Genomic DNA, 22,695 nt, shown 5'->3' on the forward strand with positions numbered 1-22,695 from the left:
CCCCCTGCATGCCGGCCGGTGGGTTCAGTCGTCCTCGATGTGCCCCGTGGCGGGGTCGACGAGGGCCAGGAAGCCGCGGATGTTCTCGATGTGCTCGTCGACCGGCAGGTCCGGGGTCGGACTGACGCCGAACCCGTAGCCGGGATCCGGCCCGCTGAGCCAGGTGTAGCCGGTGCCGCCGAACTCGTCCGGACGGAGGGCGAACACCTCTCCATCGACTTCAAGGATGCGTGAAGCGACGTCGGCCGCGCCTGCGCTCTCGGGTTGCAGGCCGGGAACTGCCTCGCTGTCACCGTCGCCGCTGTCCGGGTAAATGGCCTTCACCCGGCCATTCTCGTGGTTCCCGGCCGGCCAGGTATATAAGGACAAGCTGATATCATCTGTCCAGTTCGCTCGAGAACTGGAGCGCCCGCCATGAAGTACACCGTCTCGCTGGAGATCGCGCGGCCGCGGGGAAGGGTCGTCGAACTGCTCACCGATCCGGCCTACCTGCCGATGTGGCTGCGCGGCCTGGTGCTGCACGAGCCGCTGAGCGGCGAACACGGGCAGGTCGGCACCACGTCGCGAGTCGTGCTGCAGATGGGCCGGCAAGAGTTCGAGTGCACCGAGACCGTCACGCGCCGGGAGCCGCTGGATCTGCACGGGCTCGGGCGGGAGGACGTCGTCCATTTCGAGCGCGAGATCGTCGGCGAGGGCATGTGGAGCGCCGCGCGTGAGCGCCTGACCGCTTCCGGCCCGGAGGCGACGCTGTGGGTGAGCGAGAACGAGTACCGGTTCAGCAGTCTGCTGATGCGGCTGGTCGGGGTTGTGATGCCCGGCGCCTTCCGCAAGCAGTCGCTCCAGCACATGCAGGACTTCAAGGCGTTCGCCGAGCATGGGAAGGACGTCCGCGAAGCGAAAGGCTGAACTGCGGCGCGGTTCAGGAGAGAGGTCCCGCTTGGGCTTTCGACCCTTTGGGCAACACCCAGCCATGAGACGGCACGAGCTCTTTCTCCGATGGATGCCCTGGCTGCTCGGCGCCGTCATGGTCGTACAGGCGTGGGCGTTCGTCGACAACGTCAGGGAACGTCATTGGTTCCTTGCCGCTTGTTTCGGGGCCATGCTGCTTGTTTTCGCCGCGCAGCTCGTCGCGCTGTGGCGAATCCGCCTCCGAACGAAGTCCCGGGCAACGGGCGAGGGCGAAGCCCCGACCGCCGCGCGGAGAGCTCGACGGAGCTAGTGAGGGGGGAGCCCCATCACCGGCCGAGGGTGAGCGGCGTTTCGGTGTGCAACCGGGTCAGCTTGTGCGGGTTGCGGACGTAGTAGAGGCCGCTGACCAGCGCGTCGTCGATGCGGATGGTCAGGACACCGTCGAACTCGGCGTTCAGGCGTACGAGAAGTGCGGGGTTGCCGTTGACGACGGTCGGGTGAACCGTGACGGTGCCGGAGACTTTGCTGAGGCCGCCGAGGAACATGCGGGCGACCTTGTCGGAGCCGACAACCGGCCGCAGCGTCGCATGTCTGACGCCGCCGCCGTCGCCGACCAGCACGACGCCGGGGGCGAGCACGTCCAGCAGGCTTTGCGGGTCGCCGCTCTCGATCGCGTGTCGCAGCGACTGCAGGACGGCCCGGGCCTGGCTCGCCGGCACCGGGTTGCGCGGGCGGCGGGCGTCGACGTGCCGGCGGGCACGGTGGGCGATCTGACGGACGGCGGCCGGGGTCCGGCCGACCGACGCGGCGATGTCGTCGTAGCTGACGGCGAAGGCCTCCCGCAGCACGAAGACGGCACGCTCGATCGGCGACAGCGTCTCCAGGACGAGCATGAGCGCGGTCGACATGCTCTCGGCGAGCTCGACGTCCTCGGCCACATCAGCGGCGGTCAGCAACGGCTCCGGCAGCCAGGGGCCGACGTACGCCTCCCGGCGGCGTTTCATGGCCCGCATCCGGTTGAGGGCCTGCCGGGTGGTGATCCGGACGAGATACGCACGCTGGTCGCGTACCTGGCTGAGGTCGACGCCGACCCATCTCAGCCAGGTCTCCTGCAGGACGTCCTCCGCGTCGGCGGCCGACCCGAGCATCTCGTAGGCCACGGTGAACAGCAGGTTGCGGTAGCTGAGGAAGGTCGCGGTCGCCGGATCGACCTCCTGATCGCTCAATGTCCTGGCCCTTTCTCCAGGTGACCCGGGCAACTACGCCGACCGCTCGGCAGCGGCCCGGACCCGCTCCGCTTCGGTCTCGAGCAGGTGCGGGCGCTTGCTGTTGTGCAGCCAGCGATGGGAGCCGGGTTTGCGGGCCTCGTTCGTGAGGTGGCCGACGGCGAACTTGTACGTGAGCTCCTTGAGTTTGGCCCCCGGGCGGCCGCCGACGAAGAGACCGATCGCGATGTCGTCCCGGCCGGCCAGTTGATAGATGCCGGCGTGCGGCCCCAGACCGACACACATGGCGTTGAAGAGGAGACTGGCCGGTTCGGGGCGAGCACCGGTCATCCGCCGCAGCACGGTGTCGGCGGCGTGGGCGCCGAGGCAGCCCGCGACGTAGGCGCCCATCCGATAGGGCAGACCGGACGGCGCCGCGCAATCCCCGGCCGCGACGATGCGTACGTCGTCGATGCTGGTCAGCGTCTCGTCGGTGAGCAGGCGGCCGATGGCGTCGGTGCGCAGCCCGCTGCGCGTGGCGAGATCCGGCACGCCGAACCCCGCGGCCCAGATGGTGATCGCGCTCGGCAGCGTACGACCGTCACCGAGCCGGACGGTGTCCCGGGTGACCTCGACGACGTCGGTGCCGGGGCCGTCGAAGACCTCGACCCCCGTCTTGGCGAGCACTCCGGCGGCCGCGCGCCGGGCCCGTGGATGCAGGTAAGCGCCCAGCGTTCCGCCGCAGACCAGGCTCACCGGGTAGCCGCGTGCGGCGAGCTCGGCGGCGGTTTCGATCCCGGTCGGCCCGGCGCCCACGACTGTCACCGCGCTCGCCGCGGGCCGGTCGTCGAGGATCGAACGCAACCGCCGCGCCGACTCCAGGGTGACCATCGGGTACGCGAACTCGACGGCGCCAGGAACAACCGGTTTCGCGCCGGCACTTCCGACCGCATAGATCAGGTAGTCGTAATCGAGGGTGCCGCCGTCCGCGAGACCCATCCGGCGCTCAGCGGCGTCAATGGTCGTGACAGAGTCCTGGAGAAGCTGGACGCGATCGGCCAGAACTTCCCGGTAGTCCACGACCGCATCGTGTGAACCGGCGACCAGGTGGTGCAGCCGAAGCCGGATGACGAAGTCCGGCCGCGGATTCACCACGGTCACGATGACGTCGTCGCGCTGCATCAGCCGGTTGGCCGCCATGACACCGGCGAAACCTCCGCCGACCACTACCACCCTGATGTTCTCGGTCATTTCCGATCCCTTCGCCGACTGTCGACCCCGAGACACCAGGCGAAGCGTCCTGTGTGACCATCGTGACCCAGATCACTCCGACCGCCTGGTCTGTCACCCTGTCGGCGACGGGCGGTCGCGCCGGCAGTGGCACCATGTGGCCGTGATCGATTGGCAGCTGTTCCAGAACGAGGTTTCCTGGTTCCTTCAGCCCGGCGACAACGCCGAGGTGGGTGAGCCGCGTCCGTGGACACGCGGCCCGATCGACGGGTTGCCGGTCCTTTCCGCCCTGCTCGACGAGGCGACTCTCACTCCGGTCTCCGTGGCCGAGGACGCCTACGAGTTGCTCGCCTGGGGACCCGCTGACAACCGGCGCGGTTGGCTCTGCCGCCAGCCTCAGGGTGGCGTCGTCGACGTCGCCGTAGCTCCCGTCCACCGCCGCTTCTGGGAGGTCTGCGGCGGGATGGTCGAGCGGTTCGGTGAGCCCACCACCTGGTGGACCAATCAGGACGAGGTGCTCACCGCCGAGGCGACTCGGGTGCCGGCCGCCGACGCGCTGGCCGACTACGCCTGGATGTGGGATCAGGACGGTCTCGAGATGGCGATCGACCCCGCCGATTACTACACCGCCGCGGTGGAGGCCAACGGCAACCTGACGCTGGCCCGGCACGACGACGGGCGGCTGGTGGTGTTCGCTCCCGACCACAGCTTCTCCGGCGTCACCCCGTTGGCCGATTCACCGGCGTACGCACTGCTCACCATCGACGACGTACCCGACCTCACATCCTGGATCGAGGTGTGCGCGGCCGCCTGGCGTCGTGATTGACGCAAGTTGACGGTATATACCGGCGGACGTAGTCTACCGGTATGACCGCGATGCAAGAACCGACGTTCTTGATCCTCACCGCGCTGGCGTCGGGGCCCAAGCACGGCTACGGGGTGACCCAGGAGGTCGCCGAGCTCTCCGAGGGGACGGTCACGCTGCGGGCCGGCACCCTGTACGGAGCCCTCGACCGCCTCGTGGAGCAGGAACTGATCACCGTCGACCGGCAGGAAGTCGTCGACGGGCGGTTGCGCCGCTATTACCGGCTCACCGACGCCGGCGCCGGGCAACTCGCCGAACGCGCCCGTCGTCTGCGCAAGAATGCGGAGGCCGCGGAAAGCCGGCTGCGGGCGCGACCGAGCTGGGGTCTCGGCCGGACAGCCGACTCGTCCGGAGCTCCGGCATGACCGCCTCGGGGGAGGTCATGCCCGGGCATCGCCGGCTGGAACGCCGGTATCGGCGGCTGCTGTGGGCCTATCCGGTCGGTTACCGCCGGGCCCACGGCGACGAGATCCTGGCGATGTTGATGGACTCGGCCGAGCCGGGACGACGTCGGCCCGCCCGCGCCGACGTGCTGGATCTGCTGCGCGGGGCGGTACGGCAGTGGTTCCGGCTGCCGATCGGCAAGGCGGCGGTGGTGGCAGCCGTCCTGTCGGCTGTGGTCCTGGGCGCGGTGGGCGCAGCTGCGAGCTCCTGGCTGGGCCGGCAGACGACACGGCTGGTGTCCGACCCGACGGCCGTGCGGACCGTCGAGACCATGGCCGGCGTCCCGTTGGCCATGCCCCAGATCGAGCGACGCGACGGCCCGCGAGAGTTGTGGCCGGGCGTGGACGTGTTGCCCGACTATGAGCAGCCGGTGCCGAACTGGACGATAGAAGCAGCACAGGCCCGGCTGCGGGCGAACGGTTGGACCATCGGACCTGTCGAGAGGTCTACATCGGTCCGGTCCTACGGAGACGAACGGCACGATGCGCTCCACCAGGTGTTCCAGGCGACCAAGGACGGGCAGGCGGTCACCGGGTACGCGAACACGGTGCTGGCGCCCGGCCTGGCCGGCACCGACCTGCGCGTCACCGTCCACCCGGTTCGGCCGGGTGAGGAATGGGCAGCGATCGGGCTGGGCTGGCTCGTCGGGGCGGTCGCCGGCTGGTTGTTGTCCGGCTGGGCCGGCTACCGGCTCCGGCGCAGCGCGCTGCCACGGCGGCTGGCGGCCCTGGCGCTCGGTCTCATCGCTGTCGGCCTCGCCGCTCACCCCACGATCGGCCTGTACGACACGCTCGGCAAGCACGCTTTCACCGATCCCGGCGTCTACGGAATCGCTCCGGCCTACTACTGGGTGGTGGCCTATCCCGCGGCCGCGCTGGTGGCCGCCACCCTCGCCGGTGGACTGGCCCTCCTCGCCGTGGCCGCCACCACCCGCCGGCCGGCGATCTCACTCACCACATCGACAACCTGAGGGGTGCCCCATTCGGGTCAGCGGCGGTAGCGGCGAGCGAAGGTTCTTGATGATTGATGAGCCCTTGAAGGCTGCGTTACGGGAGCTTCGCCGAGTGCGGTCGACGCGGCCTGCTGACGGCGAAAGGCTGTGTGACCTGGCCGATTGGCGGGTGGCCATGGCTCAGGCTCTGGACGGCTTGGCCGAGACGCTGCTCTTCGAAGAGGATCGTGCCCGGGCCCGTACGGAGGCTGCGGCTGCTCGTGTCGAGGCCGCAGAGCTGCGGGACAGATGCGACGCGCACCGGCATTCGCGCGAGTGTTCCCCGGAGGTGCGAGAGCGGCTCCTCCACGCCGCGCCACGCGACCCATCGGCTACCTGACGCTCGGCGGGTCGGCGTGCCCTCGTCGCGGGCGTGGTTCAACCGCGCGATGCGCTGCCGCGGCGTGGTGGGTCTCCAGTGAGCGGAGCCGGCGGCGGTGAGTGGCTGCGGCTGTGCCATGGATCAGGCGGGCCAGGCCGGCCGCGCCCTCCGGGTCGTCGGCGCGGCGGACGATGGTGAGGAGGGGGCGGACGTCGTCGAGTTCGATGCCGCCGCGAAGCAGCACGAAGTGCAGGACCAGTCCGGCCAGGCGGGCGTTGCCGTCGTCGTACGGGTGGAAGAACGCGATGTCCAGGTAAGCCCGGGCCGCGCGGGCCGCCGTCGGGATCGCCGGGTCGGCCGCTTCGGACAGGCACGACTCGTACTGCTCGGGGGTGCCGGAATCCAGCCCGTACCGGTCCCGGCCGTTCTTGGCGTAGGCCGGGTGGCGGCGGAAAGGGGCGACCGGGATGCCCCGCAGCATCGCGTTCCAGCGGGCGGTCAAGTCCGGTGTCAGGTCGTCGCCGGCCGCTTCGGTCTGCCGGACGTCGGCGTACGCGGTCAGCAGCAGACTCTGCCGTCGGTGATCTTCGGCGGCCGCGGCCTGAGCGGTGAACCCGTCACGGACAGCCGTGACCGGGTTCAGCCGGGGCGGGACGACCTCGCGCCACGGCACCTGCTCGCGGACCCGCCGCCAGATCGTGAGCTGGTCAGGCATCGGCCACCCGCCCGGCCAGGCGTTCGGCCACCGAGGCGACGACCGTTCGGTCCGGCTCGACCCAGCTGTCGAACCGGCCGCCGATCGCGTGGTCCAGCAGCCCCTCCCGCCGGTCGGCGGCGATGCCGGCCGCCTCGAGAAACCAGCCGAGGACGGTGGTGCAGCAGCCGTACCAGGCCGACTCGTACTGGGTCCGGTCGCCGACGGCGGTCACCAGGTGAGCGACGGCGCGTTCCCACCCGTCCAGATCGTCGGCGGCCAGCGGCAGGAAGCGGTCGAACCGCTCGGCGGTGTCCTCCAACCACTCGCGCCACTCGATCAGGGCGGCGGCGACAGCGGTGGCGGTCCCCTCCGGGGTCGTGGCCGAGTGCGGGAAGCAGCACCAGTTGGCTACGGGCCCGCCGTCGAGGTCGCCCTCGCCGACCGACCAGCGCCAGCCGGCCGCCCACAGTCCGTACCGCTCGGTCAGGCCGGCCGACACGTTCTCCAGCCAGAGGTCCCGCAGGCGCCAATCCGCGTCCCGCGCCGGGAGATTCTTCGCTGTGACCAGACCGGCGACGACCGTCGCGACCGTTGCCGGCTCGAAGTCCCGCTCCCGCGGGTCGACGTCGGCCCAGGCCAGACGGGCCGGGTGGGGGAGACCGCGAGCAACGGGCCCGGGGCCGTAGCGGGTGAGGCCGGATGCCTGGACCGCCCGCCACGCCACCGGGTCGCCGGTGCTGTCGGTCGTGGCCGGCGCGGCCGCGGCGAACCGGCCGCGGGCGTCCGTAGCCAGTTCGACGGTCAGTTCGTGCCAGGCCACCAGGGCTCGGGCGAGGCTGTCCAAAGTCTCGGCCGGCGTCGTGATCGTCAGCTCCACGTTCCACCAGACCGGAACGACGCCGCGCCCCGGGTGGTCCTCCAGCACCACGGTGCGCTGCCAGCCCACCGCCCAGGCGCCGACCCGCTCGACCAGGGCCCCCGTCATCCGATCGGCCCAGAAGCCGGCGAGCCGCCAGTCGGAGCCGGCCGTCGGGACCTCGGCCGCCAGGGGCAGCGAGCGCACCAGCTCGGCCGCGCCCGCCGGGTCGAAGCCGGGGCGCGCGGCCGGATCGACGTCACGCCAGGTGAGCAGGTGAAAGTCGGGCAGACGAACCCGGTCGGTGGTCATTCCGGTCAGCCTTCCGTCGAGCAGCCGACCAGCTTAAGACACGTGCCCGCCTGCTGCTCGGTCACCTGCCGCAGCGGACGACGGCGCTCCGGCAGCTGGTCAGCGCCGTGGCCCCCGGCGGGGTGCTGCTCACCGGCGACCTCACGCTCGCCCCCGGGGCGTTCGTGATGTCGGCGCCGGACGACGCGACAGCCGACGTCTTCCCGTTATGTCACGGCCCACGTGCGCGCGCTCACCACCCACGGCTACGACAACGAGTGGGCTCACCGGGCGCCGGCCGCTTTCGTGTCGGCCGGCCTGGCCGAGGTGCGGTTCCGCTCGTACGGGACGAGCTGGCGCGGTGGCGGCGCGGGCTGCCGGCTGCTGCTGGCCGGGCTGGCTCAGCTGCGTACCAGTCTGCTGGCCCACGGGTTGACCGACGACGACCTGACGGCGACCGCCGCCGCCCTGACCGACCCGCGCGTCCTGCTCAACGGTTTCCTGTTCGGCCAGACCAGCGGACGGCTGCCGTCTGACCGACGAGCCTGAGCCCGGGCGGTCACGGGGACTGGGCCGCGGCATCGCCGTGCGTGAGGCGCAGGTAGTAGCCGTCGGGGTCGGTGAGCCGGAAGTCGTGCAAGCCCCACGGCCGCACCATGAGCGGTTCGCTGATCACCGTCCGCTGCCGGCAGCGTTCATGGAGCGCTCGCAATTCGTCCAGGTCGTCGAGCTCCAGGACGATCTCGACGCCGGCGCCCTTGTCGCCGCTGAGCCGTTGCCGGGTGAGACCGGGGCCGTCCGTGGGCAGCTTGGCCACCGGGCCGAGCCCGAGGACGACCCGGCCCCGGCGCAGGCTCGCGTAGTCGTCGGCGCGTCGCTCCAGCTCGAATCCGAGCACCTCACGGTAGAAGCCGACGCTGGCCCCCAGGTCTTCGACGAACAGTTCCATCCGCAGCCGCATGTGACGATCATCCACCACAGTGCTCGTCGGCCACCGGCCCGCCGGCACCGTGGTGGATCGGCTCAGGGCCGATTGGCGACGCCGTCGAGCCACAGCGTGTCCGACTCGTCGCGATGGGAGCCGGACGTCCCGACGTGCTTGTCGCTGATCGCGGGACCGTTCTTGATCACGTGAACCAGGGCCATGGCGTGTCCCCGCCCGAGACCGTGGTCCTGCTTCAGCCACTCGACGATCTGCCCCGCCTTGGTCGACGGCTCATCGAGGCCGCGCTCGTGGGCCAGCGCCAGGAACTGGCGAGGGGTCAGCCCGGTCTTGGCCTCGATGTTGTCGAGATACGCCTGGAAGCTCATCGCTGCCGCCTTCTGCTTGGAAGTTTGGTCCTGCCATGTCCTCAGACCAACCGGAGCAGGAAAAGTCATCGGTACGAACGGCGGGAACTGCCACGTCCGCCGCACCAGCCGGTCGTCTTGCCGCGCGCGTGGTCAGGGGCCGGGGTTCCCGACCCGGTCGGCGACGGGGACCTCGCGCAGTCCCCGCCCGTCGGCCAGAACAGACTCGATCTGCGGGGAGCCGGGCCCGACCCACAACGCCAGCCCCTCGGCGTCGTCGCTGATGACCCGGCCGACCCGTACGAAACGCGCCTGCCCCAGCCGGCCGTACCGATACAACACGGTGTCGCCATAGCTCCAGGCCATGTTCCGCGCGCTACCGCTCTAGGCTTCCGTTCTAGGCTGCCGGTCTAGGCTTCCGGCGTGATGGCGACGATCCAGACGGCGGGCTACATCGGTGTCGCCGCACTGGTGCTCGCCACCGTCGTGCTCGCAGTGATCTCGGGCATCAGAAACCGCGGCCGCAAGCGCGACAGAAGCGACGGCAGCGATCCGACATCACCCGACGGCTGGGGCAGCGACTCGCCCTCGGGCAGCGGATCGTCCGGCGATTCCTGAAGGCACGCCGCGGTACCGGCCTCTGCCGCATCTCGCGCGCCAACGGGCTGGGACAGTAGCCCGCTCATCGGCCGCGCGATCAGTGCGCCACCCGTGAAGCGAGTTACGGTCGTGATCGAATGGCGGACCTCATCTGTGAGGCGACAGCGAAGGAATGGCGATGACCGAGAACGAGGGAAGGGCATCGCCACATCTCGCCGGCCTGACGATCGAGCCGGACAAGGCATCGCCGTACGACCTCGTGCTGAAACTGGGCACCAGCCGTTTCGAATGCATCCTGGAGCTGGATCACCCCGACTTCGTGATCGGCGGTGGAGACCTCGACGCCACCTTCACACTGGACTGCTGGCTCTCGCAACTGGATCGACTCTCGTCCGGCGACGGTCCCGTTGCGCTCCTGCCCTTCAACTTCTCCGACCAATGCACCGGATGGTTGCGGGTCCGACCGGCCCGCGACGGCTTCGTGGAAGTGCAGGCCGGCTGGAGCAATGTCAGTCAGTACGATCTCGGCCCTTCGGATCTCACCGCGGCCGGCCTCCGCATTCTCGATTTCGAGCCAGTGCGGAACGCCAGAATCGAACGACCCCTGGACGACCTTGTCGCGGCGGTCGCCACGCTACGGGAGTCCTTCGCCATCAACCCCTGAACTGCGAGCGCTCACCAGGAAACGGTCATGGTTCGTACTGCGTACTCGGCTGTGACCAGCAGCGCCGAGACCGCGACCGTGGTCAGGGCCGCGATTCTTCCCCGTCGACCCAACCAGGCCGCAGCGGCAACACCCACGCCCCACGGCAACCCGTACAACAGTCCGGACTGCCCGAACATCATGGTCACCGCCCTGACCGGCATCGTCGACAAGGCCAGAGCCAGGGGTACGCCCAGCGTGACCACCACGGCCGCCACCACGTAAGCCGGCTTCTCGGGCCGCAGGCCGCGCCAGCCACCGGCCGGCTCCCGCCACAGCAGCGCCGTGGTGACACAGCCGGCCACCGCCCCGCACACCGCCACCACCGCGGCGAGCCCGACCACCCAGGCGAGATCGGTCTGCCGCATGCCGGCGCTGGCTCCGGCAGTGTTGAACCAGTCCCGCACCGCCACGAGCCCGTGCCCGCACACCTGCGCCGCCAGCACCAGCGCGATCACCGCCGCGGGGCGCCTCCACCGCGGCCGGAACGCCAACGCTGTCCCGGCGGCCGCCAGGCCAAGCACCAGCAGCCACAGCACCCAGAAGTACTCCCAGAGGTAGCCCCACCCGCCGGCGCCGGTGGGAACCCGCCCCGGCACGACGGCGGAAGCTCCGGCGATGACTGCGCACGCCGCAACCGCCACACCCGCGACGGCCGTCGTCACCGGACGCGCTACCGGCACATCACCACGTATCGTCACCGCTCCTCCTGCGCCAAGGGATGGACACCCACGCAGCAAAACGGCCCGTGGACGCGCACGACACGCCACAGCCCGGCTGATGACTCGAACGAGGCCCGTGCCGGGAGACCGATCCCGATCAGCCGCGAGTCGCATGCCGAGGCCGGCTCCCGCGGCGGTGACCGTACGATGCCCGCTGATCCGCTGGGAAAGCGCGTCAGATCATGCTCGGCTGGGTACCGCCTAGCTCATGAACGGAGACGATGCGCGTCCCGAACGCGGATCTTGGCGCGTCGTCTGGCGGGCACTGCGCGTCGGGCACGTCGATGACCCTCGCTTCGAGGCGCTGACCCGCCAGGCGGCCGACCGCAACGTCCGCAACGGCTGGCTGCTGGGCTTCCTGGCGGTCATGCTCGTGTTCCAGGCCGGTCTGTTCATCGCCAAGGTCGTGCGCGGCACCGATGGGCTGGAACTGGCGTTCGCTGCACTGGTCGTCGTGCTGGCCGCAGTGGGCGTCGGAGTGTCGTGGGTCGCGCGGCGTCGCAGTAGGCGGTACCTGGCGACCGCACCCGATCCGGCGCCGGGCGGCGATCACCGGTAAGACTGGTCACCCCGGCAGGGTCCATCGGTCGTACGGATGACGGCCCGGCCGGAAACCGTGCGCCTCGACCATGTCGACGGCTGCGGCGAGCCCGGTGCCGACCGCGTCCGGGACGTGGGCGTCGCTGCCGAAGGTGACGACCTTGCCGCCCTCGTCGCGCCACCACCGCACGATCTCCGAGGCCAGCGGGATGCGGGTGTTGACCTCCAGCGCCCGGTCCGTGGCGGCGAGGGTACGCAGCGCGTGCCGGAACTCGTCCTCGAAGGCGTACAGGTCGAACGGCCCCGCCTCGGCCGGCCAGCCGCGCAGCGCGTAGTCCAGGTGGGCGAGGACCGCGAAAGCATCCGTACGGGCGATCAGCTCGGCGATCTCGGCCAGGTAGAGCCGGAGCACCTCGACGGCTGGGCGCTGCCGGTAGAGCGCGTTCGCCTCGACGAGGTTGCCGTCGACCGGCAGCGCGTGCAGCGAGCCGAGCACCCGCTCGTAGTGGCCGGTGCCGAGCAGTTTCGCGACCGGCACCGCGTTCCAGTGCGGTTCGCCCAGCTCGACGCCGCTGATGACACGCAGCGACGGAAACATCTCGCGGCACCGCTGGATCGATTCCAGGTAGCGCTCCTGGTCGAGTTCAGGCGGTACCAGCACGCCGTCGGGGCCGGTCAGCTCACGCCGCAGCGGTGAGCGCTCCAGGACCACCTCGTCGACCGTCCACCGGGAGTAGTCGACGTGCTCGGTGAACGCGACGGCCGGCAGTCCGAGCTGCACGGCGCGTACGCAGGTTCGCTCCATGGAGCCCTCGGGGGCATCCCAGGAGAATTCGGTATGTACGTGACCGTCCGCCGGTTGAATCACCTGGCCCACGGTAACGATCAAGCTTGAGCCGCCGCGGAGCGGGTGGCCCTGCGGTGGTCAGTCGGCAGGCTGGCGCGATCGGGTGGCCGGCTGGTGCAGGCCCGGGTGGACGCCGGCCGCGTTTCCGGTGTGCTCGGCGAGCCGTTGCAGGACGGCGACAAGCTCGGCGCGTTCGCCGGCGTCGAGTGGGGTGAGGATCTCATCCTCGTGCTGGTCGGCGACCTGGCGAGCGCGGGGCAGCAGATGGCGTGCGGCTTCGGTCAGGTGGATGGCGTGGGCACGGCGGTCGCTGGGATGCCGCCGGCGTTCGACCAGCTCGCGCTGCTCGAGTTCGTCGAGCAGGCCGACCATGACTTTGCGGTGGATGCCCAGCGCGTCGGCGAGCTGTTGCTGGGTGTTGCCTTCGCTGCGCTCCAAGTGCATGAGCAGCCCGAAGTGGTTCGGCGCGATGCCCAGCGGCGCCAACCGCGCGGCGAACGTCTGCGCGACGTGGAAGCCGAGTTGTGACAACAGGAAGGTGGCCCGGCCGGCCAGCGGCCGGTCTGTGCCTGGGGCGGAGTCGTCGAACACCGCAACATTGTACGTCCCTGTTATTGTCCGGTACGGTGACAGTTACTGCCGGGCCGTACTTGCGGAGGCTGTGGAGAGTGACCGGCCGTACGGCCGCCGAAGCTCGTGAACAGACCGCACCGCCATCGCTTACTGACCACCGTCCACCGTCGATCCCGAAGGACGCATGATGGCCTATCCGCCGCCCCAGTTCGCCGAGCCGGAACCGTACGGATTCATCTATCTGGGCTTTCAGGCCGAGCCCGCACAACGGTTACCCGTCTACGCCCGCACCCCGCGCCGGCAACGGGCGGCGGCACAACTGGTGCAGGACGTCCCAGCCCTCCTGCGCCGTGAGGACGTCAAGTCCGTCCACATCTTCCGGGCGGTGTTCATCCCGCCATTGCCGGGCGCGCCGCGGCACGACCTCGCCATGCTGATCCGTACCGTGCGCGTGGACCACCTGCAAACGGTGCGCACCTGTGACGAGGTCGCGGCCCTCGCCGGCGAGCCCATTCTCGCCGGCGTCAACGTGGCCCGGATCGGCGACACCGAGGCCCGAACCGACGGCGCCTTCCTCTTCAACCACTTCACCGCCGCGCCGGACACCGACGCCGAAGCAGTCTGGCGCTCCGTCACCGGCTGGTACACCACCAAGACCGGAGTCGACAACTCCACCGCCCTGCGGCCCGTCGGACCCTCGTCGTTCGCGCTCGTCAACTACGCGCGCCTGCCGGCCGGACCGATCCGGTTCCTGGCCGGACAACTCGCGCGGCCGAGCTTCCATCGCTTCGTACGCGCCACGCTCGACGCCCATGGCATGCGCGCCCTGCCGGCCGTCCACCGGCTCGTCCACGCGTCGGCGTAGTGCCCGATCGAAGGAGACAGCCGTGAGCTTCCCTCGGCTTGCCGGCATCGCCGGCATGGGGTTCGTCGTCGTCCTCATCGTGGCGAACCTGCTGCTGACCATGGCGGGCTTTCCCACCCCGTCCGAAGCCGCCTCCCTCGACGAGATCAGCACGGTCTTCGACGCCGGATCCGGTTCACTCCGCCTGGCCTCGGCACTGCTGCCGATGGCCTGGTTACTGGCCACGATCTTCGCCGTCGGGGTGTGGGCCTGCCTTCGACGCGACGAGCAGGCCCGGACGGACCCGTGGTCGATTGTCGGTCTGGCCGGGGTGCTCATGCAATCGGTCGTTTTCGCCAGCGTCGAAGCCACCCGCCTCGCACTGATCTCCGCAACCCAGCACGACAGCGACGTCGCAGGCCTCTGGGGCTTGTACACCGCCCTGTTCGGCTTCAATCAGGTCTTCCTGGCGACCGCACTGCTCGGGTTGTCCCTGTTCGGCCTTCGCACCGGCGGCACAGCCCGATGGCACGCCGGCCTCGGCCTGCTCGCCGCGACGCTGCTCTTCGTCACCGCGACGACCAGCCCGTACGGCGTCGGTGGCGTCAACCCTCTCGCGCTGTTCGGACTCGCCGGGTGGCTGCTCTGGCTGGTATGGATCGTGGCGTACAGCATCATCCTGGTCCGATCGGCGCCCGAGCCGGCCGTTCGGCCGGGTAGGCCCGATGCGGCTGCCGCATAGACCTGAACCGCCTACCTCGCGGCGGGACAATCCCATGAATACCCACGCGCCCCGGCTGCGCGCCGTTGCTCATGCGTGAGCGGTATGGGCGGCTACAGCGCGCCGCAGAACATCGACACCTGGCTGGAGAAGTCCGATATCGACCGTGAACGCGCCATCGCGGATTCGAGGAAGGCCATGGTGCACGTCGGCTCGTTGGACGCGGCTCATCTCGACCGGCGTGACCCGCAGAATGCTTCGCAGCCCTTGCCGCTTCACCTCGACGGAGGCGACATCGGGCCAGAGCAAGAGGATCGGGTCACTGCCGGCGGCGCTGAGCTCCAACCCTGCGCCGGAAATCCGCACCCAGGTATGGAACGGTGAGCGGGGCCAGAAAGCCATGCCGACGGCGGCCAAGGCGCTCCAGATCGCTCCTTGCAGCAGCAGGACCGCCCAGGGATCGCGATCCACACCCAGGGCCAGCCGCACCAGCGGTTGAGTGACCAGATAGATCAGCCAGATGATCCCGAACATCCGCACGACGCTCAGCACCCGCGAGACCCGAAACAATGCGGCGTCGTCGGCGGGTGCCTCCACCGACTCGGGCGTAGTTCTGCTGGCCATGGCGAAGCCATACCCGGTCACCCTCCACCTCAGACATCGTGGCCGGATGCCCGCGCCGACAGTGCTGTCGAAAACCGGATCGGTTGTGCGCCTGCGGGTCAGGGTGTGGTGGGTAACCCGGTGCGGCAAAGCTCAAGGGCGTCCCGGGCGCCGCGCAGGGCCGCGATCACGTTGGGCGAAGGATGCACGCGCACCTCGGGCAGATCAAGGCTCGGCGACCCCTCGGCGATCGGGTAGGCCAGCTGTTCCTGCCCGAGCCGGAATTGGGCGTCGATGCCGGTGCGGTTGCCGCGCGGGTCCTGGCGATGCCAGCGGCCCTCCAGGTGTACGGCGACGAGGCCGTGCAGGAAGGGCTCCCCGCCGTCGGTCAGCTGTTGGTAACACAAGCCGGCCGGAACGCCGCCGGCCCGGGCCACCGCCACCAAGAGGTGCGACTTGGCGAAGCACAGGCCGACACCGGCGTCGAGCACCTCGCCGGCCGTGAGGGTGATCCGCGGATCCTGGGCGTCCACGGAGTGCCGGATCCGGTCACGAATCCATTCGTAGGCCGCCCGCGCGAAGTCGACGTCATCCGGGTGCGCTGCGCGCAGCTCACCGGCCAGCGCCCGTACTGCCGGATGGTCCACCTCGACGATGGTGTCGCCGTCCAGGTATTCCACCGGGTCGCCCGCGATCAGCTGCACGGCTGTCCCCCCTCATGCGCCTTGCCATGGCCGAAGCTTGCCATCGCGCCGCAATCCGTTGCTTCCAGCAAGGGCACTATCTCACCGCAGTCGCGCTGCACCTGTCGCCCCCATTTCCGCGACACAGCTGGGGCGACGCGAACTGATCTGCCCGCCCGTTCAATTCTGTTCCGGGCAACCGCACCCCTCGCCCGTGCTTCTCGGGCACAGTGAACGTCATGGAGGGGCGCAGAGGGCTCGGCAGTTTGCGGCCTGTCTCAGCCGATCAAGCAGGCGAAGCGGGCTGGGTCGGCCAAGGCGTGCGCAGTGGGCTGACGGTCGGATCGCTCGTGCCGGCGGGGTTCGCGGCGTACGCGCGAGTTCTTCATCCCGCATACCTCGGCGCTGACGAGAACGCGGTCGAGGTGCGGTGGGCCACGGTGGCCGCGGCCATCGGGCGGGAAGCCCACGCCGGCATGCAGTGGGTGGCTCTCACCGGCTCGTGGGACTCCTACTACAGCGGTCGTCAGCCGGGACTGTTCGATCAGCCGCCCTCGCCGGGCTCGCTGCCGACGGCGCAGGCCCGGCACCTCGTCTCAGCGTTGGAACGGTTCACCACCGCGGCCGATGACTGCTTCTTCGCAGTGTGGGAGGGAATCGGCGCGCCTGCCGTGCCGCCCGACCGTGTCGCCACGCTGGCCATGCCCGGCCGCACCATGCTCGTGCTGCGGGGGTCGTTGAGTGACGCCGCCACCGTCTCGATGGCGCAGGCGCCGTTCGAGCAGAGTCCCAGCCTGTGGTGGCCCGCTGACCGCGCTTGGTGTGTCGCCACTGACATCGACCTGGTGAGCACGTACGTCGGCGCGAGCGCCGCCTGCATCGACGCCATCCTGGCCGAACCCTCGTTGGAAGCCTGGCCCGCGAACCCCGACGACCGCGTCGACGGAGAAAGCGACACTCGCAACCCCACCCCGCCTCCCTAGAAGGCCCGATGCTGCCACCCGGAGGTCTTCCGAGCCGCTGATGTCCCCCTGATGCCCGCCGGTGGGTCGCCGCGTCTTTCGCGGGCCGGCCTGACGTCATCAGAGCAGATGGTCGGTATGGCCCGTTCATGTCGTGATCATGGCAGAGCCGCGGGTCACCGCTGGGTCTTGACCTCAACCGTGGTTCAGCTTCTAACGTACGGCTATGCAGACAGCAGAGGAACGCGAGCGGGCCAGCGACACCGCTGCGATTCGCCAGGTGATCGCCGTAGTCGAGCACGCGCAGAACAACGAGCTGCCCGATGAGTTTCTCAGTCTGTTCCGGACGGACGCGGTCTGGACCACGGGCGGCGGCAAGCGTCTCTTCGGGCTCGACGCCATCTCGGAGTTCACCCGTCAGGTTCTGCCCGGCGGGATGCAAGGATCCACGGTGACGTTCGAGCTGGAACACATCCTGTTCATTCGCGACGATGTCGCAGCTGTCAAGGTCCGCCAGTTCTACCAGACCCCGGACGGGCCGGATCTGGGAACTCCGCTATGGGTCATGGCGAAGGAGGACGGGCGGTGGTTGCTGACCGCCTGCCAGAACACGAGCTCACCCGCCGACGAGTTGTCAGCGATGGCGGCGAGCCGGCCGATCTTCCAGAACGGCGGTTGACGGCTCGCGTCGGCGCACGTGTGCGAACCGAGTCGCTGCTCAAGCCGGAATCCTCGGGTCAGCCGGAACGGCGGATTTTCCGCATGAGCGTTGCCCAGACGCCGTAACCCGAGCCGATGCCGGTGATCGCGCCCGCGGCCGATCCCATGGAGAGGGCTGTCGCGCAGTCCGGACACACCTCTCGCCCGGTGATCGTCTTCTCGAAGGCGCCCCGCACGTCGCGACGGCAGTCCGGGCACTCGCGGGTCGACCGTCCCATTCCGAGATCCTCACCGTCGGGTGCGACCAGCGTACGAACGCCTGACAAGCTGATGAAGGGCTCAGTCGGCTTGCGGGGTGGTGGGGGCCAGCCCGCGGTAGTTGTGCAAGCGGCGCAGGTGGAGCCAGAAGGCCCCGCCCACCATCAGTGACGAGACGACAGCGACCGCCGTGCGGATCACGTCCTCGGCGTCCCGGTCACCCATGAACAGCAGTGCGACAAAGAACGCTGCCAACAGGGGATACAGGTACGGCGTCCAGCGCGGAGTGTGAGACCGCTCGATCAGGTCTCGGGTCAGGGCGTCGACGTTCGGGTCGGCGGTGTGTCCCCGCCGGAGGGCCGCTCGGACTGCCCGCTGGGTCGCCTTGTCCGCCCCCATCATCAAGGGCGCGTTCCTCACCCGCTTCTGCACGGCCCAGATGATCCACAAGATGCCGGCCATCACGATGGCGACTCCGGCCGCGACCAGCAGCCTCGACGTGACCGGCGCGTCAGAAGCCTTTCCCCACGCGAACCCGCTCGCGCCCAGTGCGGCGGAGCCGACCACGACAGCAGTCGCGAGAACCAGTCTTCGCTTCGTACGCTGTTGCGCCGTTCGGCGCAGTGCCGACAGCTCAGCGTTCTTGTCTGTTTCAGTCACACCCATCCACCCCACTCGTGTCGCCCCGCCATACCCGACCTCGGCCATCGCCAACCGTCCACAGGGGTCAGCGCGTCGGCGACATGCCGGCGCGGCGCGGTCAGATGCTGGTCCGGTCGGTGCTGCGGGGGTCGTCGACCCGGTGGGCGGCATAGATGTGCCCGGCGCGGGCGGCTTCTCGCCACGGGCGGGCCTTGTTCAGCGCCACGTCGAGGGCTGGGGCGTCGCGGTCGAGGTCGACACAGATCACCGCGGAGGCGTCCGGGCGGGCACGCTCGAGGACGTACCCGTGCGGGCCGACCACAGCCGACGCCCCGGCTGCTGCGCACGACGTCGGCACCGCGATGCTCACCCAGTAGTTGTTCGCGGCAGCGTGACCGCGGGCGATGACCTCGAAGATCGGGTCTTCGGAGTACGTGGAGAACAGCACACAGTCGACGCCGAGCTCCCGCTGCTCCATCCAGAGCTCCGGGAAGTTGACCTCGATGCAGAGCAGACAGCCGAAGCGGAAGCCGTCCACCTCGAAGGTGCAGACGTGGTCGCCGGGCGTGTAGAAGCCGGTGATCTCGGTGTGCGACACCCACCGTTTGTCGTAGCGGTCGGCCGGCTCGCCGCGGTCGTCGATGACCCACAGCGAGTTGTGCGGCCGGTGCCCGCCGGACAAGCGGTGGTTACCGCCGACCACCACCCACACGCCGAGCTGCGCGGCCAACGCCATCGTGGCGCGCAGTTCCCGGGCGACCGGGGCCCAGTCGATCCGCCAGCCGGTGTAGTACGCCTTCGCGGGGCCGACATAGCCAGAAAGGGCGCCCTCGCTGAAATGCACGAGACGTGCCCCGCGTTCGGCGGCTTCGCGCATCGCGGCCCGGATCACCGTGCCGTTCGCGCCGGGATCCGTGGTGACTTCGGTCTGTGCGACAGCAATGCGAATCGTCCCCGCCGTTCCCACCACAGCACCGTACCGAGAAAAGGAGCCCCCGCAAGCCTGGCTAGCATGGAGCCGATGACGACTGCCGGAGCGCGACCCGACGAAATGCCCAGCGACCAGGCCCGGACCGAGGAGGCGCTGCGGCTCCTGTCCGGCGTGCCGGTCACGCTCGATGTCGCCGCCAAAGGGGTCAGCCGTGGCAGCGGGGTCTACGCCTGGTGGGCCGCTCCCTCGGTCTTCTCCGAGCTGCCCGGGGCGCCGAACAGCAGCGTCCCGTCGCTCCGGCTGCTGTATCTCGGCCGGGCCACCAGCTTGCGGGGCCGGATCGTGCGCAACCATCTGAGGCGTTCGGGCAGCTCGACCCTGCGCCGTACCCTGGCCGGGCTGCTGATGGCCGAAGGGTATCGGACGGTGTGGACCGATCGGGTGGTCCTGGTTCCTGAGGACGAGAAGCGGCTGACCGCGTGGATGCACGCGCACCTCCGCCTGACCTGGGCCGAGGACCCGGAGCCGGCACCCGTCGAGGCCGACCTGGTCCGGCGCCTGCATCCGCCGCTCAACGTGCACGGCGTCGATCCCGAACACCTGCAGCCGGCCGTGCTCGCGGCCAAGGACGCGTACAACGCCTCGAGCACCCCGGTCCAGCCGTGACCGAAGCCAGGAGCATGTGGAGGAGATCCGGTCCTTCCTCGACATCGTGGATCCGGTGACGGGGTACATCGAGGACGGCCCGGAGGACGACCGATGACCCGGAGCGTTCACGGACGGTCGTAGAGGCACCATCGGTCGAGCTGCAGGAGCGCCCGGGCGTAGGCCCGCGTTCTGGTCCGTGCGGTCAGCCCGGCGATCGCCACGTGTTCCACCGCCAGCCGCTCGGCCTCGGCGACGTCGGTGGGTGGCCGGGGCACGGTGAAGCCGTTGGCCAGCCCGATCGTGGTCGGGGCGGCGCCGTACCGCTCGTGCCAGCGGCGGGCCGCGGCGAGCAGCACATCTCCCGAAGTGTTCAGTCCGCCGTACGGGTTGAGATAGGCGAACGCCGTCCACGGCTCGGGGCGGGGCAGGATGACCAGCAGTTCCGGCTCACCGAAACGGGCCACGTCGTAGCTGTCTAGGTGGAAGCCCTCGTCACCGGTGCCGAGCACTTCCGGGTCGTGCGCCCACCAGGTGAAGTGGGGCAGACGAGCCAGTTCGGCATCGACGTCGGCCGTCCGCGCCCAGGCGATCAGGTCGCTGGGACTGCGGTCATGGTGGTAGTCCGGCTCCAGGACGGCCTCCTCCTCGAGAAGCAGGACCGGATTGTGGTCCGGCAGAGCGGCGCGCGCGGAGCGCAGCAACCGCTGTGCGTCACCGGCCGGACGGACCGCGATGACGGTCTCGTCGTGAATGCGCACCTGCTCCGCCTGGTACGACTCGAGCCCGGCCGCTCGCAAGATGGTGTCCACCGGCTCGATGATAGGGGTCGCAGCCGTTCAGGAGGTGACGGACGAACTCCGGTCAGGATGGTCGGTGCCGGGGATGCGGACGACCAGGACAGCGACGTCGTCCTCATAGGCGGCGCCCGGCCGGAGGAGGATGTCGGCCAACCGGTCGGGGTCGTGGTCGCCGGTTGCGGCCAGCAGCTCACCCACGGCGGCGATGCCGTCGTCGATGGTGGTGTCGCGTGCTTCGATGAGTCCGTCGGTGTACAGCAGCAGCGTGCTGCCGGGCGGCAGGTCGACGGTCCGGGTGCGGCGCGAGGCGTTGCGGACGGCGCCGATCAGCGGGCCGGAACCGCCGAGGAGCTCGACGGTTCCGTCCGGCAGCCGGAGCAGGGGCGGTGGATGTCCGGCGTTGGCCCAGGTGAGGGTGTGAGTGCCGGCCGGTGTGGAGTCGACGTAGGCGAGGACGGTCGAGGCCAGGCTGGTGCTGCCGACGGCGCGGATGATGTGCTCGAGCCGGCGCAGGACCGCCGACGGTGATTCCTGGCGGTCGACGAGCAGGGCGCGGAGCAGGCTTCGGAGCTGGCTCATGGCGACGGCGGCGTGGATGTTGTGGCCGGTGACGTCGCCGATGACCAGGGCCAGGCGGGTGTCGTCGAGGTGCAGGGCGTCGTACCAGTCGCCGCCGACGTGGTCGGCGTGGGTGGCCGCCAGATAGCGGGCGGCCATCCGGATCCGGGCGTGCCGCGGCAGCTCGGTGAGAAGAGCCTTCTGCATGATGGCGGCGGCCGTGCGCCGGTCGTCGAGGACTTCGGCGCGTTGCAACGCCTGGGCGACATAGCCACCGAGAGCGGCGAGCACTGTCTGCTCGGCGGCGTCGAGCGGGTTGGGTTGTTTCCAGGCGAAGGTGAGGGCGCCGATCGGGGACAGCGGCCCGGGTAGCGGCACGCTGGCGGCGGACTGCCAGCCCAGGTCGGTGAACGTGGCGGCCGCGTCGGGCGCCAGGCGGGCGACGGCGGCGAAGTCCGGGAGCAGAACGGTGGCGCCGCTGCTGATGGCCAGGGCGGACGGTGTGGTCGCGCTGCGCGGGTACCGGTTCCACCGGCCGGCGACCTCCGGCGGAAGGGCGTCACCGCTGGAGAGGGCGACGGTGCGCGGGCCGTCGAGCAGCGACACCCCGACGTACGCGGGGTCGAGGGTGTTGGTGACCAGGTGCCGCACCGCGTCGACGACGTCACCGACGGAACTGGTGGTGGCCAGGACCGTGGTGGCCCGGAGCAACATCTGGCTGCGGCTGAACGCGGCGGCAGCCCGCTGTTCGTCGGCGCGGGCGGCCTGTTCGCCGAGTTCGGCGTGACTGGTGGCGATCCGCAGGCGCAGGCTGTCGGAGCAGGCGGCCGCGAGATCGGCCAGCAGACCGAGCTCCCGGGTCGTCCAGGCGTGCGGCTCGGTGTCGATCGCGCACAGCGAGCCGAGGACCGTTCCGTCGGCGTCGGTCAGCGGCATCCCGGCGTAGCCGACCACCCCGAGGTCCTCGATGGCCAGGTTGTCGCTCAGCTGGGGGTCCTGCCGGGCGTCGGTGATCACCAGCGGCTCGGCGGTGAGGGCAAGGTGCTGGCAGAACGAGTGTGACAACGGTGTCTGGCGCTGCCGGTCCCAGGGGTCGGCCAGCCCGCGGGCGCCGGGGAAGATCTGCCGGTGTTGCTCGACCAGCGACACGAGCGCGACCGGCACCCCGAGGACGTTGCAAACCATGGCGGCGAATCGGTCGAAGGTCGGATCGGCCGCGGCCGTCAGCCCCGTACGCCGCAGCGCGTCGAGCCGTCCCGGCGTGTTCGGCGGGCTGCTATCGGTCACCGGGCCGCCGCTCCGC

Annotated in this window: 31 protein-coding genes; 13 read left to right on the forward strand and 18 right to left on the reverse strand. The window is 70.1% G+C overall.

The annotated features are described in order from the left end of the window. Positions 1–24: 24 nt before the first annotated feature. Positions 25–324 (reverse strand): hypothetical protein, encoded by a 300-nt coding sequence (locus tag HJC40_RS31750; RefSeq protein WP_250006780.1) that lies wholly within the window; start codon positions 322–324, stop codon positions 25–27. A gap of 90 nt (positions 325–414) precedes the next feature. Here HJC40_RS31750 and HJC40_RS31755 point away from each other — a divergent pair, with 90 nt between their 5' ends. Beyond that, positions 415–906, forward strand: coding sequence for an SRPBCC family protein (locus HJC40_RS31755; RefSeq protein ID WP_250006782.1), 492 nt, complete (start codon positions 415–417; stop codon positions 904–906). Positions 907–1,235: 329 nt separating this feature from the next. On the opposite strand, the gene HJC40_RS31760 is transcribed toward HJC40_RS31755, so the two are convergent. Continuing rightward, positions 1,236–2,135: an RNA polymerase sigma-70 factor gene (locus tag HJC40_RS31760; protein WP_250006784.1), complete on the reverse strand. Its 900-nt coding sequence runs from the start codon at positions 2,133–2,135 to the stop codon at positions 1,236–1,238. Positions 2,136–2,168: 33 nt separating this feature from the next. After that, on the reverse strand, positions 2,169–3,365 hold the full coding sequence (locus HJC40_RS31765) for an NAD(P)/FAD-dependent oxidoreductase (protein ID WP_250006785.1): 1,197 nt from the start codon (positions 3,363–3,365) through the stop codon (positions 2,169–2,171). A gap of 142 nt (positions 3,366–3,507) precedes the next feature. On the opposite strand from HJC40_RS31765, the gene HJC40_RS31770 reads away from it, so the two are divergent. The 3 genes from HJC40_RS31770 to HJC40_RS31780 are packed head-to-tail and all read left to right on the forward strand — an operon-like array spanning position 3,508 to position 5,623. Continuing rightward, on the forward strand, positions 3,508–4,170 hold the full coding sequence (locus tag HJC40_RS31770; protein ID WP_250006787.1) for a hypothetical protein: 663 nt from the start codon (positions 3,508–3,510) through the stop codon (positions 4,168–4,170). A 50-nt stretch (positions 4,171–4,220) separates the two neighbouring features. After that, positions 4,221–4,574, forward strand: a complete 354-nt coding sequence (locus tag HJC40_RS31775; protein ID WP_250006930.1) for a PadR family transcriptional regulator — start codon at positions 4,221–4,223, stop codon at positions 4,572–4,574. Next, the gene (locus HJC40_RS31780) at positions 4,571–5,623 is read left to right on the forward strand and encodes a hypothetical protein (protein ID WP_250006789.1); all 1,053 of its coding nucleotides are present in this window, start codon (positions 4,571–4,573) and stop codon (positions 5,621–5,623) included. The genes HJC40_RS31775 and HJC40_RS31780 overlap by 4 nt, the downstream gene beginning before the upstream one ends. A gap of 353 nt (positions 5,624–5,976) precedes the next feature. Here HJC40_RS31780 and HJC40_RS31785 read toward each other — a convergent pair whose 3' ends face one another. Both HJC40_RS31785 and HJC40_RS31790 read right to left on the reverse strand, forming a co-directional pair. Continuing rightward, on the reverse strand, positions 5,977–6,681 hold the full coding sequence (locus tag HJC40_RS31785; RefSeq protein ID WP_250006791.1) for a Fic family protein: 705 nt from the start codon (positions 6,679–6,681) through the stop codon (positions 5,977–5,979). Further along, a complete protein-coding gene (locus tag HJC40_RS31790) occupies positions 6,674–7,831 on the reverse strand; it encodes a hypothetical protein (protein ID WP_250006793.1) in 1,158 nt (385 codons plus the stop codon). The genes HJC40_RS31785 and HJC40_RS31790 overlap by 8 nt, the downstream gene beginning before the upstream one ends. Before the next feature lie 222 nt (positions 7,832–8,053). On the opposite strand from HJC40_RS31790, the gene HJC40_RS31795 reads away from it, so the two are divergent. Next, on the forward strand, positions 8,054–8,359 hold the full coding sequence (locus HJC40_RS31795; protein WP_250006795.1) for a hypothetical protein: 306 nt from the start codon (positions 8,054–8,056) through the stop codon (positions 8,357–8,359). A 10-nt stretch (positions 8,360–8,369) separates the two neighbouring features. On the opposite strand, the gene HJC40_RS31800 is transcribed toward HJC40_RS31795, so the two are convergent. The 3 genes from HJC40_RS31800 to HJC40_RS31810 all read right to left on the reverse strand — a co-directional run bounded on the left by HJC40_RS31800 (position 8,370) and on the right by HJC40_RS31810 (position 9,466). Further along, a complete protein-coding gene (locus HJC40_RS31800) occupies positions 8,370–8,771 on the reverse strand; it encodes a glyoxalase/bleomycin resistance/extradiol dioxygenase family protein (protein WP_250006797.1) in 402 nt (133 codons plus the stop codon). A 62-nt stretch (positions 8,772–8,833) separates the two neighbouring features. Beyond that, on the reverse strand, positions 8,834–9,121 hold the full coding sequence (locus tag HJC40_RS31805; protein ID WP_250006799.1) for a DUF4287 domain-containing protein: 288 nt from the start codon (positions 9,119–9,121) through the stop codon (positions 8,834–8,836). A gap of 132 nt (positions 9,122–9,253) precedes the next feature. Further along, a complete protein-coding gene (locus HJC40_RS31810) occupies positions 9,254–9,466 on the reverse strand; it encodes a hypothetical protein (RefSeq protein ID WP_250006801.1) in 213 nt (70 codons plus the stop codon). Positions 9,467–9,523: 57 nt separating this feature from the next. Here HJC40_RS31810 and HJC40_RS31815 point away from each other — a divergent pair, with 57 nt between their 5' ends. Together HJC40_RS31815 and HJC40_RS31820 are read left to right on the forward strand one after the other, a co-directional pair. Next, the gene (locus tag HJC40_RS31815) at positions 9,524–9,718 is read left to right on the forward strand and encodes a hypothetical protein (RefSeq protein ID WP_250006803.1); all 195 of its coding nucleotides are present in this window, start codon (positions 9,524–9,526) and stop codon (positions 9,716–9,718) included. A gap of 160 nt (positions 9,719–9,878) precedes the next feature. Then, entirely contained in the window at positions 9,879–10,364 is a 486-nt protein-coding gene (locus HJC40_RS31820; protein ID WP_250006805.1) for a hypothetical protein, read from the forward strand. An 11-nt stretch (positions 10,365–10,375) separates the two neighbouring features. Here the strand turns inward: HJC40_RS31820 and HJC40_RS31825 are convergent, their stop codons facing one another. Beyond that, positions 10,376–11,104 (reverse strand): hypothetical protein, encoded by a 729-nt coding sequence (locus HJC40_RS31825; RefSeq protein WP_250006807.1) that lies wholly within the window; start codon positions 11,102–11,104, stop codon positions 10,376–10,378. Between the two features lie 229 nt (positions 11,105–11,333). On the opposite strand from HJC40_RS31825, the gene HJC40_RS31830 reads away from it, so the two are divergent. Then, entirely contained in the window at positions 11,334–11,684 is a 351-nt protein-coding gene (locus HJC40_RS31830) for a hypothetical protein (protein WP_250006809.1), read from the forward strand. A gap of 6 nt (positions 11,685–11,690) precedes the next feature. Here HJC40_RS31830 and HJC40_RS31835 read toward each other — a convergent pair whose 3' ends face one another. Both HJC40_RS31835 and HJC40_RS31840 read right to left on the reverse strand, forming a co-directional pair. Beyond that, on the reverse strand, positions 11,691–12,533 hold the full coding sequence (locus HJC40_RS31835; RefSeq protein ID WP_250006811.1) for a PHP domain-containing protein: 843 nt from the start codon (positions 12,531–12,533) through the stop codon (positions 11,691–11,693). Between the two features lie 57 nt (positions 12,534–12,590). Further along, positions 12,591–13,103: a MarR family transcriptional regulator gene (locus HJC40_RS31840; RefSeq protein ID WP_250006813.1), complete on the reverse strand. Its 513-nt coding sequence runs from the start codon at positions 13,101–13,103 to the stop codon at positions 12,591–12,593. Positions 13,104–13,272: 169 nt separating this feature from the next. Between HJC40_RS31840 and HJC40_RS31845 the strand changes: the two genes are divergently transcribed. Both HJC40_RS31845 and HJC40_RS31850 read left to right on the forward strand, forming a co-directional pair. Next, complete coding sequence (locus HJC40_RS31845; RefSeq protein ID WP_250006815.1) at positions 13,273–13,950, forward strand: hypothetical protein; 678 nt, start codon at positions 13,273–13,275, stop codon at positions 13,948–13,950. Between the two features lie 22 nt (positions 13,951–13,972). Next, positions 13,973–14,671, forward strand: a complete 699-nt coding sequence (locus HJC40_RS31850; protein WP_250006817.1) for a hypothetical protein — start codon at positions 13,973–13,975, stop codon at positions 14,669–14,671. A 69-nt stretch (positions 14,672–14,740) separates the two neighbouring features. Here HJC40_RS31850 and HJC40_RS31855 read toward each other — a convergent pair whose 3' ends face one another. Then, a complete protein-coding gene (locus tag HJC40_RS31855; protein WP_250006818.1) occupies positions 14,741–15,295 on the reverse strand; it encodes a hypothetical protein in 555 nt (184 codons plus the stop codon). Positions 15,296–15,372: 77 nt separating this feature from the next. Then, positions 15,373–15,957, reverse strand: coding sequence for a transglutaminase family protein (locus tag HJC40_RS31860; RefSeq protein ID WP_250006819.1), 585 nt, complete (start codon positions 15,955–15,957; stop codon positions 15,373–15,375). A gap of 329 nt (positions 15,958–16,286) precedes the next feature. On the opposite strand from HJC40_RS31860, the gene HJC40_RS31865 reads away from it, so the two are divergent. Then, positions 16,287–16,919: a hypothetical protein gene (locus tag HJC40_RS31865; protein WP_250006820.1), complete on the forward strand. Its 633-nt coding sequence runs from the start codon at positions 16,287–16,289 to the stop codon at positions 16,917–16,919. A gap of 205 nt (positions 16,920–17,124) precedes the next feature. Next, on the forward strand, positions 17,125–17,577 hold the full coding sequence (locus HJC40_RS31870) for an SgcJ/EcaC family oxidoreductase (RefSeq protein WP_250006821.1): 453 nt from the start codon (positions 17,125–17,127) through the stop codon (positions 17,575–17,577). 58 nt (positions 17,578–17,635) lie between these two features. Here HJC40_RS31870 and HJC40_RS31875 read toward each other — a convergent pair whose 3' ends face one another. The 3 genes from HJC40_RS31875 to HJC40_RS31885 form a co-directional block, all read right to left on the reverse strand. After that, a complete protein-coding gene (locus HJC40_RS31875) occupies positions 17,636–17,836 on the reverse strand; it encodes a hypothetical protein (protein ID WP_250006822.1) in 201 nt (66 codons plus the stop codon). A gap of 61 nt (positions 17,837–17,897) precedes the next feature. Continuing rightward, entirely contained in the window at positions 17,898–18,524 is a 627-nt protein-coding gene (locus HJC40_RS31880) for a hypothetical protein (protein WP_250006823.1), read from the reverse strand. A gap of 52 nt (positions 18,525–18,576) precedes the next feature. Then, positions 18,577–19,425 carry a carbon-nitrogen hydrolase family protein gene (locus HJC40_RS31885; RefSeq protein WP_250006824.1) on the reverse strand — a complete coding sequence of 283 codons (849 nt, stop codon included), beginning with the start codon at positions 19,423–19,425 and terminating at the stop codon, positions 18,577–18,579. A 54-nt stretch (positions 19,426–19,479) separates the two neighbouring features. Between HJC40_RS31885 and HJC40_RS31890 the strand changes: the two genes are divergently transcribed. After that, positions 19,480–20,055 carry a GIY-YIG nuclease family protein gene (locus HJC40_RS31890; RefSeq protein WP_250006826.1) on the forward strand — a complete coding sequence of 192 codons (576 nt, stop codon included), beginning with the start codon at positions 19,480–19,482 and terminating at the stop codon, positions 20,053–20,055. Between the two features lie 107 nt (positions 20,056–20,162). Here the strand turns inward: HJC40_RS31890 and HJC40_RS31895 are convergent, their stop codons facing one another. Both HJC40_RS31895 and HJC40_RS31900 read right to left on the reverse strand, forming a co-directional pair. Then, entirely contained in the window at positions 20,163–20,846 is a 684-nt protein-coding gene (locus HJC40_RS31895; RefSeq protein WP_250006828.1) for a DUF4253 domain-containing protein, read from the reverse strand. Positions 20,847–20,873: 27 nt separating this feature from the next. Then, positions 20,874–22,679 (reverse strand): SpoIIE family protein phosphatase, encoded by a 1,806-nt coding sequence (locus tag HJC40_RS31900; protein ID WP_250006830.1) that lies wholly within the window; start codon positions 22,677–22,679, stop codon positions 20,874–20,876. Between the last annotated feature and the right edge of the window lie 16 nt (positions 22,680–22,695).

Source organism: Actinoplanes sp. M2I2, assembly GCF_023544445.1.
Classification (GTDB): Bacteria; Actinomycetota; Actinomycetes; order Mycobacteriales; family Micromonosporaceae; genus Actinoplanes.